Consider the following 15,275-nt stretch of genomic DNA (forward strand, 5'->3'; position numbering starts at 1 on the left):
GGCAAACGCCCGCTCTTTCCCCTGCTCGACCCGCGTGGACAGGCCTCTCCGCTGCCTCAAAAGATCAGCGGTTTACGAGACGATAGCCGTTTTTCTGAAGACACCGGGTTTTGTAGGCTGTGCGTTGCTTGTGACCATTCCAAACCGACAGGCGGCATTGGCCCGGCAGGCTGTTCACGTAGCCATAGTTTTTGGACAGGCAATGATGCGACACAACCGTACGGTTTTGGCTATATTGCGGCACGATTTTCACGCAATGGGCCGGAAGGTCATATTTTGCCACGTGCTTTGGCAGCGGGCGGGGCTGATGTCGATACTCGTCACGATGGCGTCGGCCGTCATCATGGCTGCGTGACCCGTGGGAATAGGTATACACTTCTCGCTTGCGATCCTTGCGGGCATCATTCACAGCCGCGCCGATCAACCCCAGCGCCACAATGCCTGCTAAAAACTTGGCGACATCTTCGTCTGCGCGCGCGGGGGCGGCCGAAAATCCGCTGATGGCCAGAGACAACGCCAAGATCACGGCAACAAACTTGCGATGCGGTTGCGGACGAGGCGGGTGGGTGCGGGGGATCAGTTTCATCGTGTTGGACCTTTCAGGTTGCGGCCAGGGTCAGGTTAAGGCCAGGGCATCTGCCCGGTTGCTGATCTCAACCTGCCGTCGCCCCCGTCAGACAGGCAATATCGCCCCCTTGTTATCCAATATCAGCCCCCTCAAACCGTTGAGGTTATTGAATATCGGCAGCGCTCCGCGCATTGTGACCCTATGTTGCAGAAAACCCTGATTCCCCTGTCCATAGCGCTTGCGCTGACCCTGGCGTCGCCTATATCGGCTGCGGAATGCTATGCTGATTACAAGGCCAAAAAAGACGCCCCCCTGCGGCTCCACTATGGTGTGGTGCAATTGAACGGCCCTTGCCAAAAAGGGCCCGCCAAAAGCGAAGTTGCGACGCGTATCGCGCCCGGAGGCTGGACGTTGTTGAACGTGCTTTCGATTTTCGGCCCAGAGGGTTTGCAACAAAGGAAAGCCAATGCAGGATCCTTCTATCTCCGTTTCTGAGATCCGCAGCGTCGGCAGTCGGATCATTGCCGTGGGCGTGGTCTCTATTGTGGCGCTCTTGGCCATTGCCGGGACGTTGTTGTTGCTGACCCTGCCGGATGCGAACGCGTTTAATGCCCAGGTCGAACGCCTGTTTGTCGAAAGCGACATGACCAGTCAGGCGGAAATCAAACTGTTGGAAATCCTGGCCCAGTCCGGCACCGCCTTTGCCGATACGCTTAGCAGTTATCGGATGGTGATTTTTGTGCTGCTGGTCTTTGCCACCGCGATGATGATTGCCGCACTTGTGGTGCTGGCGATGCTGGTCACGTTAAATCGCCGGATGGCCCAGATCGAGCGTGACGGAATTCAGGTCAGTGAGCTGTTGATCAGCCGAGATGAAAACATGGTCTACCTCAACAATATGGGCTTCAAACTGACACCCGCCGCGATGGAGACATTGGCGGTTCTGGCCGAGGCCCGCCTGGATGGAGACGTGCTGTCCGGGGTTGAGATTGAGGCGATGATTTCCGGTCGTGATACCGCCAATTGCGACGAAGCCGCTGGTGCCACCCGGATCAAACGGCTGCGTGATACGCTTGGAAATCAAATGGTGAGCGAGCTGTTGGTCAAAAACATTGCCAAACGTGGATATGTCCTGGCCATCAGCAAAGACGTCATCCGGATGGTGTGAGACCGACGCATAATCGTAAAAAGTTTCAGCTTCGCACCCCCATCCACTGGAATATCTGATATGGTGTCCCCATATCCCGCCTATTGCGCTGCAGCAAAGGAACCGGTCGATGAATGTGCACGTCCATCCTCAACGGGGCGGCTATGGTATTCTCGTCGAAGACCTGCCCCATCCAGTCTCTATCCGCTACCAAGGGGAACTGCTCGCGCAATGTTCGCGCGCCAAGGTTATGTTTGAAACCCGGCAGAGCCCAGCGATCTACTTCCCAGCAGACGAGCTGAAAGCAGCGTTGATCGCCAAAGACGAACTGCGCACCTTTTGCCCTTTGAAGGGGACGGCGCGCTATTATGACCTCGACACCCGCACCGGCAGCATCGACATGGCGGCATGGGAATACGATTGCCCTTTTCCTGGCGTGGAAGGTATCGAAAGGTTTGTCAGCTTTACACATCACCAGGACCTGGAAATCGATACCGGAGACAATGAAATCCTGTCCCCGGCCTATGGAAATATCTCTGGTCCGCTGGTTGATTGGTTGATGCGCGATGCGTCGTTTATCGACACGCCCGAGGCCTTTACGCGCGCCCTGGCTCATAAGCTGACCAGCCAGGGCATCGCCCTATCCCGTCTGTCGGTTATGGCTTGGTCTCTTCATCCGATGATCGCGGGGAAAAATTTCATCTGGTCCAAAAACCAGGACAAAGTTACGCTCTATACCCCATCTTACGAGCTTTATGACGAGCCCGCCTATCACAACAGCCCGATCCGCCATGTAGCCAAAGGTCTGGGCGGCGTGCGTCATCGGCTGAATGACGGATCCGATATTGACGCCTTCCCAATCCTCGAGGATCTGCAGCGGGATGGTGCTACGGATTACGTGGCCATGCCGCTGCCCTTTACCGATGGGCGGATCAACGTGCTGACGGTGGCATCCGACCATCCGGATGGGTTTTCTACCTCCGATCTGGGTTTGATCTTTGAATGCTCTGCCGTGATCTCGCGCTACTATGAGGTCTTTGCGCAGCGGGACAATGCAAAATCCCTGTTGGAAACCTATGTCGGCAAACGGTCCGGCTCCCGTGTTCTTGGCGGAGAGATTCGTCGCGGGGACGGCGATGAGATCGACGCGGCCATTATGTTCTGCGATCTGCGTCGGTCGACCCGGCTTCAGGAAACACTGGGGCGGGACGCCTATATCACCCTGTTGAACCGGTTTTTCGAAAGCACATCCGACCATGTGCATGAAAACGGCGGCGAAGTGCTGAAGTTTATCGGCGATGCGGTCCTGGCAGTGTTCCCGGCTGGTGATGATCCCGATCAGGCCCGGACCAAAGCGCTGTTGGCGGCGCGCGACAGTGCCCTTGCCCTGACAGACATGCGGGAAGAAACCGGCGTCGCTGACCTTGATTGCGCAATTGGCGTCGCCTACGGCTCCGTCACCTATGGCAACATCGGATCGCGCGAGCGTCTGGACTTCACCGTGATTGGCCAAGCCGCCAATATAGCCGCGCGTCTTGGCGACTATGGCAAAACCATCGGAGCTCAGATCGTCGTCAGTCGCAACAGCCTGTGCTCCAAATGTTCAGCCGAACCCTTGGGCGAACTGGTGTTGCACAACGTGGGTGAGGCGGTAGAGGCCTTCTCGGTTCCCGTGATTGAAGCCAAGTCTTAATCGCAATTCGCGGCCAAATGGCGACCCCGGCAGGATTCGAACCTGCAACCTGCCCCTTAGGAGGGGGCTGCTCTATCCAGTTGAGCCACGGGGCCGCTTAGGATCTGCGTAGTTCACCCCAAGGGGCCAAGTCAATTGGGGATCAGCCAGAGGCCGGAACACATTCAAAACACCATGTGCATTGTGTGGAAGTAACAGGTTAACCCAAGCAAAGATCGACCCATTGTGCAGGCCCCACTGCGTGGAGTAACGTTGTTTCAGAACAAAACAAAAAGGCAGTTTCAGCGTGACGAACGACATCCATCGCCCCCTTACCCTGCGTGACGTATCCGAAGCCACCGGCGTCTCTGAGATGACCGTCAGCCGGGTTCTGCGCAACCGGGGCGATGTGTCTGAAAAAACACGTGAAAAAGTCCTCGCCGCAGCCAAAGAGCTGGGGTATGTGCCAAACAAAATTGCCGGGGCTCTGGCGTCAAGCCGGGTGAACCTGGTTGGGGTGATCATCCCGTCATTGTCCAATATGGTCTTTCCCGAAGTCCTGACCGGGATCAACCGCGTTTTGGAGAACACGGACCTGCAACCGGTTGTGGGCGTCACCGATTACCAGCCTGAAAAGGAAGAAAAAGTCCTGTATGAGATGCTGTCCTGGCGTCCGTCCGGGGTGATCATCGCAGGATTGGAACATTCCGAAGCCAGCAAAGCCATGCTGCAGGCCGCGGGCATCCCTGTGGTTGAGATTATGGACACCGACGGCAAGCCCGTGGACGCAATGGTCGGCATTTCTCATCGCCGCGCTGGTCGTGAAATGGCCAAGGCGATCCTGAAGGCCGGGTTCGAGCACATCGGATTTATGGGCACAAAAATGCCCTTGGACCATCGCGCCCGCAAACGGTTTGAAGGCTTCACCGAAGCCCTCGCCAAAGAGGGGGTCGAAATCGAAGATCGCGCCTTTTACTCGGGCGGATCCGCTTTGGCCAAAGGGCGCGAGATGACACAGGAAATGCTGGAACGCTCCCCAGACCTCGATTTCATCTATTACTCCAACGATATGATCGGCGCGGGCGGTCTGCTGTATCTGTTGGAGCAGAACGTTGATATCCCGCGCGAGATCGGTTTGGCCGGGTTCAACGGTGTTGAACTTTTGGACGGTCTGCCGCGCCGCCTGGCCACAATGGATGCCTGCCGTCAGGAAATTGGCCGCAAAGCAGCAGAGATCATCGCGGCACAGTTGGACAATCCCGAGGCCGAGATTGAAAAGCACGTGACCCTGACGCCAACCATTGACTATGGCGACACGCTGAAGCGTTGGTAATTATTCCATCAAATGATGTGAGATCTGCTCAAGGCCTGTGATCCCGGCATCAATTGTATCGCCGGGCACCACAGGTCCAACACCCGCAGGGGTTCCCGTCATGACGATATCGCCGGGTTCCAGGTGGTAGAAGGTCGACAAATTAGCCAGAAGCTCACCAACCGACCAAACCATATCGTCCAGCTGCCCAGTCTGTCGACGGATGCCATTCACGTCCAGCCAGATCGCCTGACCCTCCGGTCCGTCCCACGTGTGCTGCGGTGTAATGGGACCCAAAACACTGCCATTTTCCAGATCTTTGCCCAGATCCCAGGGGCGTTGTTTCTTGCGCTCCCGGATCTGCAGATCGCGGCGGGTCATATCCAATCCACAGCCATAACCGAACACCGCTTTCATCGCGTGATCTGGGTCTGCGTTCACAAGGGACGCGCCCAGGGCGACGACCAGCTCGACTTCGTGATGAAAATCACGCGTCCCTTGGGGAAATGGAACGCTGTTGCCGCTGCGCACCGCATTTAGTGCGGATTTGGTAAAATAGAACGGTGCCGCGCGATCGACGACACTTCCCATTTCCTCGGCATGGGCGACATAGTTACGACCGACACAAAAAATGCGCCCAACTGGAAACACACTGGTTTGCCCGACAATCGGAAGGGTAAAGGTTTCGGGCTGAGGAAAGGCAAGATCGGCCAAAGGCACACTCCGTTTGAAATTTCCCTCACGCTGCAATGAACTTAGCAAAAGTGCAAATGGTAAACCACCGGGGCCAACGAACAAAAAAGAAAGGCCGATTTCTGGGCCTCTCTTTCACGTCCTTGTTCTGTTGCTTGCGCCGTTAGCGGACAACAAATTCCGCATGTAGCGCGCCAGCCGCTTTGAGGCTTTTGAGGATATCGATCATGTCCCGCGGGGAAACACCCAGTGCATTCAGTCCAGAGACCACTTCGGACAGCGATGTGGTTTCGGGCACCTCTGCAAGCTGAACATTCTCTTCTTCTTCGATGCCGACACCTGTCCGAGGCACCACAACAGGTTGCGCATCGGTAAAGGGGTTCGGCTGCACAACCAACGGTGCTTCCTCGATCCGCAGGGTCAGGTTACCCTGCGCCACCGCAACGCGTGAAATCCGCACGTCGCTGCCCATCACAATAGTTCCTGAGCGTTGATCCACAACAACACGCGCTTTGCGCTGCGGCTCGACCAGAATGTTTTCCATCCGACCGATGGCGTGCGCAGTAGATCGCGCATTTGTGCGGGGGATATCCACCTCAACCGTGCCGGAATCCCGCATCAAGGCCACGTTGCGGCCAAATTCAGCGTTGATGGCCCGTTCAATCCGGTTGGCGGTGGTGAAATCGGCTTCGCGCAGGGCCAATCGCATGGTGGACAGGGAAGACAGATCAAACTCGATCTCGCGTTCAATTCGGCCACCAGATGGAATAACACCCGATGTTGGAACCCCTTGGGTCACGGTGGCGGCTTCGCCTTCGGCAACGGCCCCACCGGCCAGAATGGTCCCTTGCGCCACGGCATAGATCTGTCCGTCGGCCGCATTCAGAGGTGTCATGATCAATGTGCCACCCAGCAGGCTACTGGAATCGCCGATTGCAGAGACCGTCACATCCAAAGTGGACCCGACCCGTGAAAACGGCGGCAGACTGGCTGTAACAAACACAGCGGCCACGTTTTTCGGACGGAATTGTTCACCGGTCACATTGACGCCAAGACGTTCCAGAATGTTCGTCATGATTTCTTCGGTAAAGGGAGAGTTCCGCAGACCATCGCCCGTACCGTTCAAGCCGACCACAAGACCGTATCCGACCAAATCATTCCCACGCACACCGTCAAACTCAACCAGATCCTTCAGCCGAATGGCGTTTGCGTGCGCCGCCATTGGAACCAACAGGAACAGAACCAGGATACGAAGGTATTTCATCATGATATGTATCTCAGAAGCGTCAACTGGAATGATCGTTGTGTTACCACATAAAGGCTTTCCAACTGGTTTTGTGCTTCCTCTAACTTTGCGTATGTCTCATAAGGATCTGCTTCCAACATTTCGTTCTTGGTAATCGAAAGGCTGGTGATTTCCGCTTCATTGCGGGTTCTTGAATTTTCGATCCGCTCTTCGATAAAGCCAACATCTGAGCGGCGATCAATGATCGCGTCATTGGCGGCAAACAAGTCAGTTCCGGTGCGACGAACCAGCTCAATGGACGAGTCAGCAGGCAAGGTCACGCCCGGCTCTACGGTCAATGCCGCCAGCGCAAAGGCTTTGAGAGATTTTTTAAATGCATCGTCTGAAGCCAAGACATCCAGCTGAACCTCGTCACCGTCACCAACATCAATTGGCGCCAATGGCGTCGTGGAGCCTGCGTAGACAACGGAATCAAATCCTGCCGGATCATCGAACCAGTTATCAACGGCGGCGACAACATCATCCACCGTGGCTGCACCGGCCACCTCTGCCGCGAGTGCTGACATCAAGACATCCGCGTTTTCCAATGCGGCTGACTGTGTCGCGGTGCCCGCAAACAGAGCGCGCCCACCCACCGTTGAATTCAGCGTGTCAATTGTGTTTCCCAGCTGCGCACGTGCTTCACCTGCAAGGCGCTCTGCGTCATCACTGGACATCGTCGAGCTGAGGGCCAGAATATCATCCCGCAGGCCTTGAACATTGTTTTCCACATTCTCAAGGCTGGATTGGATGGAAACCGTCAGGACTGTCACCTCGGCCGCGGCCACTTGGTAGCTGTCCAGTTGGCTCAACGTGTGTTCGATCCCAGCCAGATAGGTGAAATCACCGCCCAGGCGTTCGGTCACATTTGTTGTCCGCCCCGTTGTAAGCTCTTGCCCCAGGGTTTGCACTTCCGACTTGAGGGTCGAATTCCGTATCCGCAAAAACGTATATTGGGCGAGGTCTCCGTATGAAGTAGAGATCATCCATCAAATCCTTAGAAGTGTGTCCATAAGTTCATTCACAACCGTAATCACACGCGCGTTGGCCTGGTAAGCCTGTTCGATGATCAATAGGTTTTGCAGTTCCACGTCCGTGTCGACACCTTGGGCTTGCTCCATTTCACTGGTTTCAATGAAGCTTGCGACGGTAAAAGCAACGCGGTTTGTGCTGGTTTCATTGTCCTGCGCAAAACGGGATATAATGTCGGCTGCAAGCGTCGCCGCTGTCACCTCGACAGTGCCAAGCGTTGTTGTCGTAATGGTGCGGGAGGCCTCCAAAGCATCCGTGTAAGACCGTAATAGCGTTGCATCGCCTGCGTCCCCTTGGGTCACCGCGTTCAAACCGTCGCGGAACCGCCACGTCTCAGCATCGCCATCCAATGCCACCCGTTCGTTCAATGAGATCCGGCCAGCCAACCCTTCTTCGTTGGTGGGGTCAAACGCAGATCCATTGTCAGTAAAGATCCCAGCATCTGTTGCAGAAAGCGTAGGGTCGACAGCGGGATCTTGAAAACGTTCAATCAGATCACGCGCCATGGAATCGAGATCTTGTTGTGCCTCGATTGCGTAGTCATCGCGGATCTGAAAGGCCGCAGCCAAGGTCCCGCCACGCAGTCGACCATTGGGATCTGTCGAAATAGGACGCCCGTCAATCTCAAGCCCGGACAACAAACCATTGTCGACGGTCATATAAGGCAGGATATCCCGCTTCGCTTCAAAGCTGAATTGAGACGCGGTGCCTTCCAAAAGGATTTCACCGCCTTCGGAGAACAGAGCGACCTGATTGTTATCACGCTCAACCACTTTGACCGGGACAATTTTGTTGATCTCATCAATGACCTGATCGCGTTGATCCAGCAAGCCCACGGGATCCTGCCCAGATGCCCGCGCCAGAACAATTTTTGCGTTCAAGCGTTCCACGTCTTTGAGACCTTGGTTCAAAGAGTCAACTTGCGCATCAATGCTGTTTTCTGCCGCTACGCGTTGGGCGCGCACAACATCAGATGCCGAATTCAAACCTTCAGCAAGCGCCGCAGCGGAAACAGCCAGCTCGTTTAGGCGCGGTCCCGAATCTGGACGAGAAATTGCCTCCACCAACGCCGAACTGAAGTTTGATTGCAAAGACGCCAAAGAAAACTCATCATCGACGGTCCCTACAGCGTTAGACACGCGTGAGAAAAAACTCGCGCGCTGTTCCGCCGCCTCAAAGTCTGCCTCGGACACGCGGCGCGATGCCAGGATGGCTGGGTCTTTAACCAGTTGTACATCACCGACTCGCACGCCAGGCACGCCAGCTCCGGCACTGGTCACCGAAAGCACGCGCCGCGAATGACCCGGTGTCAACGCATTGGCCAAGTTGTCCGCAACAACATTCGAATTGCGCGACGAGGCATAGATACCCGACATTGCGGCATTGATTGCACTAGACAGAGTCATTCGTCAGCTCGTGTTTTAGGTTAAGGGGTATCAAGCGCTATTAGCGCTTGATGTTAGTGGTTTCCTGCAGCATTTCATCCACGGTTTGGATGACCTTGGCAGACGAGGAGTATGCTCGCTGGGTTGTAATCATCTGCGTGAGCTCAGTCGCGACGTCAGCATTTGATTCTTCCAAGGCAAATGACGCGACATCCCCGACGGGGCCGCTACCTGCATCCCAAAGGAAGAACGAACCACTGTCGGTGGTTGGCAGGAAGGTCTGACGATCCAGGGTTTGCAACCCATTCATGTTTGGCACATCCACCAACGGAACCTGATAAACGGTGCGGGTAATGCCAGAGTCAAAGCTCGCCAGAACAAATCCGTTTTGGTCGATTTGGACATCCACGATGTTGCCGGCTGGTGCGCCATCACGGGAGATGTTCGCAGCCACCCATTCGTCTCCAAGCTGGGTCAACCCGTTGGAACGACCAATCAGCCCAACATCTACTTCAATCGCACCACCGGCAACGTTTACAATCACAGAGCCGGTTGTCGCGTCATAAGCACCGCCAGAGATCGCCGTCACGGATGCAAGGGAACCACCATCCGTCTGACTGTCGTTAAACGTCAATGTGTATTCACCGATCAGCGCACCGCCACTGGCGGAGTCTGTGAGACGCATTGTCCATTCGTTGGATGTACCAGATGCTGGCACGGTTGCTTCAAATTCAACCGTAATACCTTCGGCACGACCAAGGTTGTCATAGTAAGCGATTGTTGTGGTCGTGTCCGCTGGATCCGGGGTGCCGCCTGCTTCGGTGGAGGTTGCGGGCAAGTTAATACCCAAGTTCACTTCCGTCGTCGGCTCGCTGGAAAGTTGGCTGCGGTTCAAGACAATCGGCTCAAGACCACTTGTTGTGTCACGCGGGAAGTTTGGAATAGATCCATCAGGAAGCGCCGGCCACCCCATAAGAACGAGGCCGGATTCGGTTGTCAGCACGCCGTCATCATTGGTGTTGAACGACCCGGTGGAAGTCAGCAACATTGCCGGATTGAGGATTCCGCTCTCTACTTCTGTGATGTTTGCAACGGGCAACATACCTCGACCATTGATAGCCAAGTCAGTTGCGTTGTTTGTACCAACTCGCGAACCCTGCTCATCAATCACACGCGACGATGTGGCCCGAACGCCACCTGCGGTGTAGCCAGAGCCAGAGGAACCGATCACCAATGAGTTGAAATCGGACTGTACTCGCTTGTAGCCAGGGGTCGAGGAATTGGAAATATTGTCGGAAATCGTTGCCAAACGCGCTGCGTTGGCAGTCAAACCGGCTACCCCCGCATTCAACGACGAAGAAATGGTCATGGATACGCCTTTCTGCTGCATCAAAACTCTTCTGCAGTCAGGAGTAACCAATGGGCCTTAATAGCGGGCTAACAGATAAAATCTGAGTTATCCATTAGCCCCAGTGTCGGTAAATGAGCGGGATTCAGGCCTTATTCCCGCAGTAGAATGATCTCGACTCGGTTGTTTTTGACCGACATCGGATTCTGCTGCGACAGTTTTCGGTCCGCATGACCCGTTACACGTTGGATGCGTTTGGCAGACGTTCCACCCGATTCGAGCAGTTTTCGGGTCTCATCCGCCCGCGCATGTGACAGTTGCCAAATCGGATTATTTGCCAGAACCACTGGCTGAGACCGCGTATGGCCGCTGACAGCAATCTCATTGCCAACCACTTTGGTTACCCGAGCGACCATCCGCACCAGATCACGATACAGTTGTGTTGGCGTCGCGCTTTCTGCCTCAAACAAAGGTGCTTCGGTTGTATCGAACAGCTCGATTATCAACCCTTCATCCGAAACGCGGGTTACAATGTGTCGCGCCATCTCGATTGAGACCATGCTTTCGCCGCTGCGCCCGGCCAATGCATCCTGCATTGCCTTGAACTCACGGTCTTCGGCCTCTTTCTCCTGGTCCTGCTTCTCGACGCCAGAGTCACCCTGCGCTTTTTGGGCATCTTCAGGATGTTCCGCACTCGCACCTGTTCCGGTCTGTGGCTTGATCTCTTCGGTGAACATGCTGTCCCCGTTAAAAGCACCGTTGCCACCACCGGACACCCGGCTGAGCGGAATAGAAGGCGAGAAGTAATCCGCCAGACCTTTACGTTGTTTTTCAGTTGTTGCGTTCAAGAGCCACATCAACAAGAAGAATGCCATCATCGCTGTCACAAAGTCAGCATAGGCCACTTTCCAGGCGCCACCATGGTGTCCATGATCGCCGCCGCTTTTTTTCCTCTTGATGATAATGGGCGCCGCATTGCCTTGTGCGCTCATTTTTCACCACCACTATTTTTCACCCATAACTGGGATAACGGGTGGGGTGTAAACGGAGCCTTAACAAATAAACTTGTCAGGAGTTATGAGCGCTCTGCGGTGACTGCGGGTTACCGTTCTCGATTTTCCAGCTCTGTATTTTCAAAGTGGTGCCGCTGATAGGACTCGAACCTACGACCCCATCATTACGAATGACGTGCTCTACCATCTGAGCTACAGCGGCCTGGCGGGGCTGCACTAACAGCACTGCCTGTGAGGCGCGCTGATATCATCGGCGCACCTCAGGGAAAAGGCTTAATTGGCCTCTTTGACCGGTTCCGCTGGCTCATCGGCTGTGGCCTCAACCACTTCATCGGCCTCGGGCTCTACGGCGTCGGATTTGTCTTCCAACGCGCCCACGATCAGCGGCAACATGTAGGCTCCGGTGGCGCTTGCGACCTCGGGCGTGTCCGGCGTCTTCCAGCTGAGCGTGTCAAAACTGCCGCAGTTTTCGCAGACAGGCGTCCATTCGGGCTGGATGTGGTTGCATGTATCGCACACCCACTGAGGACCGCGCGGCGCGCTGAGCGCACGTGCCAGCCAGCCGCGAACCACGCTGTCATCCGCCCCTTCACCCCGTTCAATCGCAGCCATCAGGGTCAAGGCACGGGCATCCGGCGCGCGCTCTGCCAGATCGCCCAACGCACGGCGGGCAGAGGGGAACTCTTCGGCAACGATCTGCAATTCAGCCATCACCAGACGGGTTTCGTCGTGATCCGGGGCCAGACGCGCCAGTTGGTCAAACCGTTTGATACGTGCGGCCGGGGTCTCTTCCGGCTCAATCTCAGCGTATGCATGGGCCAGATCCGGATGCGGCTGTGCTTCCCAGGTCTTTTTCAGAATACGCGTGGCCTGACGTTTCTTGCCCTGCTCGATATAGGCCCGTGCGGCCAAAGCAGCGGCGGGCACCAGATCCGGAGACAGGCGATTCGCCTCGATCGCCTTTTCCTGTTGATCCGTGGTCGCACCTTCGTCCAGCAACGTCTTTGCAGACGACAAAGCCAGAACCGCATCGCGACGCTTATACACATCACGCGGCAACGTGCCGGTCTTGAGCTTGGTAGACAGTGTTTTGCGCGCACCGGCCCAATCCTGGGCCTGCGCTTGCAGTTTCAGGAGCGTATCCTGAACCTCTTCATGTTTGGGACGCAGCGCCAGCGCTTTTTCCGCCAAGGCCAAAGCCGTGCCCTTGTCGCCTTCGGACAGCTTCTGGTTCATAATGCCGCGCACACCAACAAAACGCGTGCTTTGGGTCGACAACAGCTTCTTGTAAGCCTCTGCTGCCTTTTTGGTGTCACCGGCCATTTCAGCCGCTTGCGCGGTGATCAGATTGGTCAGCTCTGGCTTCTCCAGATACCGTTCCGCACGGGCCGCTTTGGCCATGGCCAAACGCCCTTCGCCGGACGCCAGCGCCATCAGACCATCCGCAAGGGCTTGGTATCCTTTGCGCTCGCGCCCTTTGTCAAAGAAGCGCGACAGCGCCGTTTCGTCACCATTGATAAAACGCAAGGTGGCCACCAGCAAAGAGGCCAGTTTTAGGGTCAGCCACAGCACCACCAGCAGCACCGACAAGGCAAGGACTGATTGCAACGCGCCCAAGGTATATTCGGTGCCCGCAACCGTGATCTGCACCCCACCGGAGGTTTCCAGCAAAAGCCCAGCGCCATAGGCCAGCGCCGCAGCCAGCGCTACAAAGATAAGATATTTCGAAAGAGACCAGAGCATGCGGAAAAGTCCTTAGTTGGCGTTCAGGCTTTGGGAGAGGGTTTCAGCAGCAACCAGCGTCTGTTGACGGGCAACCGCGGCATCAACCCAATCTGCCATGGCAGAAGCCGCAGCTTCCGGAAGTGTTGAGGTTTCGGAGATTGCTGTTTCCAGATCCCCTTTGCGCACGGCTGCTTCAGCCCGCGACAGAACCGCATCGGGGTCATCCCCATCACGCGGGGCAACGGACCGCGCGCCCAGGTGGCGGTTCACGTAATCCAACAGCCCAGCGCTGTCTTTGCCTTCGTCACGCACAGCCGCCAAAGCGGCGCGCGCGGCTGGTGCAAAACTTTCGGTCAGCGCAGCCAAGGTTGAAACCCCATCAGTGCCACGGTCCAGCAACGCTTGCGGGACATCCACGCCGAGATCAGACAGCTCAGACGTCATGCCGCCAAAGGGCTGGCCTGCATCAACTGCTGCGCGCAGCCGTGCCAATACGGTTTGTGCACTGGCAATTTTGGCGGCCTCAGCGCTGGCTTGTTCCAGGGCACGGGCCTGATCAAACATCGCCTCGACCTCTTCACGCTGTTTGCTGAAACTGTCTTGCAGTTTTGCGATCTCAGCTTCAAAGGCAGCGGTTGCCTCGGCAGAGGCGCCTTCGGTGACCGGGCGCGCTTGCAATGCAGCAATTTGAGATTGCAGGTCAGCCAGTTTGGTCTCAATCGCGCTCAAATCGACAGACGGTTGTTGCGGAAGATCATTGGCAAAACCTTCCAACGCATCCACGCGCACGGCCAATGGATCCAGATCCGGAATGACCAGAGCGTCAAGACGGGTGGTTACATCGGTCAATTTCTGACCCAGATCGGACTGCGCCGCGGTCAAGCTTTCAATTTCAGCGCCACCTTTACCAAAATAAGGATCCAGAACCTCGGTCTGCGCCAATCCAAAGCCGAGGCCTGCCGCAATAATTCCGCCAATCACCGTTGGGACCACACCACCGCGTTTTTCGATGATCCGTTCGACCTGCACGGGCTGTTCTTCCAACGTTTCAAATGAAACGGTTTCCGCGGGCTCTTGCGCCGCATCAAGGCCTTCGGTCTCGGTCTCGGTCTCGGTCTCGGTCTCGGTCTCGGTCTCGGTCTCGGTCTCGGAAGACAGGGTCTGCGGCGCGTCCTCGGTGTCAACCTCAGGCGTTTCAACCTCTTCTGTCGGAACGCCCTCTGAGGTCTCATCCGCGATGACGGTTGTCTCTTCTACCCCTGGCGTCGGCTCCGCCACGTCCTCCGGGTTCTTTTTATCTGCCACGCCGATCTTCCCTTCGAATCTCAAAATCTAATACTTGAACTCCTGCGCGACCCTACTGTGCGCATTCGTCCGTCTCAAGCTATGCAAGGCGATCTGCGGCAATGCTAACCAGTTTTGCCATCGCATCTGCATCCGGTGCCTGAGATACTTGCAGCTCCATATAGTCCAAAGACTTCAACGGTTCCGCAACAGCTTCGCTCATTGCGATAAAAAAGATGTTGGTTGCCGTGTTACATTCATAGGCAAATTGCTGCGCAGTGCGCGGGGAAAAAAGCGGCACAATGTGTCGTTTTCCGGTCGCCAGACTGGTTTGCGCAGCCTCCGACAGCGGCAGAAGATGTTGATCATAAACGGTGATCCCCTGGCACGACAGGCTGTTCTGCGACAAAGCCGCGCTGACATTCATCCGCTTGTGGCGTCCATGAAGATGCAGCACCGGGCCATCGACAACCTTACACGACAGGGCCGCAACCAGCGCGTCGGCGGTTTGACCCATGTATTGCGCATCCCAACCTTGGGCGCGTGCCGCAGCTGTTGTGCGCTCACCAACACAATAGGCAGGCATTGGACCCGGTACCTGCCCCGCTTGGGCAACCCCATGGGCAGACGTGAAAATCACCGCACGGTATTTTTGGTAGTCCACATCAAACGGCACCGGCTGGATCTCCAGCAAAGGCGACACAATGAGAGTAAGCTGAGCGCGCAGCGCCTCGGGCAACGCCTGCCAAAACCGCTGGGATGCGGCGGCGGGTCGGGTCATCAACAGGCAAACCACGCGCCCCTCCTGGGA

Annotated in this window: 14 protein-coding genes and 2 tRNA genes; 4 read left to right on the forward strand and 12 right to left on the reverse strand. The window is 56.2% G+C overall.

What is annotated here, in order from left to right; all coding sequences use genetic code 11:
- Positions 1-64: 64 nt before the first annotated feature.
- Entirely contained in the window at positions 65-586 is a 522-nt protein-coding gene (locus GFB49_RS06845; protein ID WP_153215116.1) for a hypothetical protein, read from the reverse strand.
- Positions 587-769: 183 nt separating this feature from the next.
- Between GFB49_RS06845 and GFB49_RS21210 the strand changes: the two genes are divergently transcribed.
- From GFB49_RS21210 to GFB49_RS06855, 3 genes are all read left to right on the forward strand, one after another.
- Positions 770-1,063, forward strand: a complete 294-nt coding sequence (locus GFB49_RS21210) for a hypothetical protein (protein WP_246149643.1) — start codon at positions 770-772, stop codon at positions 1,061-1,063.
- Entirely contained in the window at positions 1,035-1,736 is a 702-nt protein-coding gene (locus GFB49_RS06850) for a winged helix-turn-helix domain-containing protein (RefSeq protein WP_153215117.1), read from the forward strand. Before GFB49_RS21210 ends, GFB49_RS06850 begins: the two co-directional genes overlap by 29 nt.
- A gap of 109 nt (positions 1,737-1,845) precedes the next feature.
- Complete coding sequence (locus GFB49_RS06855; protein WP_153215118.1) at positions 1,846-3,408, forward strand: DUF427 domain-containing protein; 1,563 nt, start codon at positions 1,846-1,848, stop codon at positions 3,406-3,408.
- An 18-nt stretch (positions 3,409-3,426) separates the two neighbouring features.
- Here the strand turns inward: GFB49_RS06855 and GFB49_RS06860 are convergent.
- A tRNA-Arg gene (locus tag GFB49_RS06860) sits at positions 3,427-3,503 on the reverse strand.
- Positions 3,504-3,694: 191 nt separating this feature from the next.
- Here GFB49_RS06860 and GFB49_RS06865 point away from each other — a divergent pair.
- Positions 3,695-4,720, forward strand: a complete 1,026-nt coding sequence (locus GFB49_RS06865; protein WP_343032499.1) for a LacI family DNA-binding transcriptional regulator — start codon at positions 3,695-3,697, stop codon at positions 4,718-4,720.
- Here GFB49_RS06865 and GFB49_RS06870 read toward each other — a convergent pair whose 3' ends face one another.
- The 10 genes from GFB49_RS06870 to GFB49_RS06915 form a co-directional block, all read right to left on the reverse strand.
- Positions 4,721-5,413, reverse strand: coding sequence for a fumarylacetoacetate hydrolase family protein (locus GFB49_RS06870; RefSeq protein ID WP_153215119.1), 693 nt, complete (start codon positions 5,411-5,413; stop codon positions 4,721-4,723). It lies immediately after the preceding gene.
- Between the two features lie 142 nt (positions 5,414-5,555).
- Positions 5,556-6,659, reverse strand: a complete 1,104-nt coding sequence (locus tag GFB49_RS06875; protein ID WP_153215120.1) for a flagellar basal body P-ring protein FlgI — start codon at positions 6,657-6,659, stop codon at positions 5,556-5,558.
- Complete coding sequence (locus GFB49_RS06880; RefSeq protein ID WP_153215121.1) at positions 6,656-7,663, reverse strand: flagellin; 1,008 nt, start codon at positions 7,661-7,663, stop codon at positions 6,656-6,658. The genes GFB49_RS06875 and GFB49_RS06880 overlap by 4 nt, the downstream gene beginning before the upstream one ends.
- 3 nt (positions 7,664-7,666) lie before the next feature.
- Positions 7,667-9,115 carry a flagellar hook-associated protein FlgK gene (flgK, locus tag GFB49_RS06885; protein ID WP_153215122.1) on the reverse strand — a complete coding sequence of 483 codons (1,449 nt, stop codon included), beginning with the start codon at positions 9,113-9,115 and terminating at the stop codon, positions 7,667-7,669.
- A gap of 40 nt (positions 9,116-9,155) precedes the next feature.
- Positions 9,156-10,484 carry a flagellar hook protein FlgE gene (locus tag GFB49_RS06890; protein WP_246149644.1) on the reverse strand — a complete coding sequence of 443 codons (1,329 nt, stop codon included), beginning with the start codon at positions 10,482-10,484 and terminating at the stop codon, positions 9,156-9,158.
- 110 nt (positions 10,485-10,594) lie between these two features.
- Positions 10,595-11,434, reverse strand: coding sequence for a flagellar motor protein MotB (locus tag GFB49_RS06895; RefSeq protein ID WP_153215123.1), 840 nt, complete (start codon positions 11,432-11,434; stop codon positions 10,595-10,597).
- Between the two features lie 147 nt (positions 11,435-11,581).
- Positions 11,582-11,657, reverse strand: a tRNA-Thr gene (locus GFB49_RS06900).
- Positions 11,658-11,728: 71 nt separating this feature from the next.
- Positions 11,729-13,198, reverse strand: coding sequence for a heme biosynthesis protein HemY (locus GFB49_RS06905; RefSeq protein WP_153215124.1), 1,470 nt, complete (start codon positions 13,196-13,198; stop codon positions 11,729-11,731).
- A 12-nt stretch (positions 13,199-13,210) separates the two neighbouring features.
- Complete coding sequence (locus tag GFB49_RS06910; RefSeq protein ID WP_153215125.1) at positions 13,211-14,485, reverse strand: COG4223 family protein; 1,275 nt, start codon at positions 14,483-14,485, stop codon at positions 13,211-13,213.
- A 79-nt stretch (positions 14,486-14,564) separates the two neighbouring features.
- Positions 14,565-15,245, reverse strand: coding sequence for a uroporphyrinogen-III synthase (locus GFB49_RS06915; RefSeq protein ID WP_153215126.1), 681 nt, complete (start codon positions 15,243-15,245; stop codon positions 14,565-14,567).
- Positions 15,246-15,275 lie beyond the last annotated feature (30 nt).

The sequence above is a fragment of the Tritonibacter litoralis genome, assembly GCF_009496005.1.
Lineage (GTDB): Bacteria > Pseudomonadota > Alphaproteobacteria > Rhodobacterales > Rhodobacteraceae > Epibacterium > Epibacterium litoralis.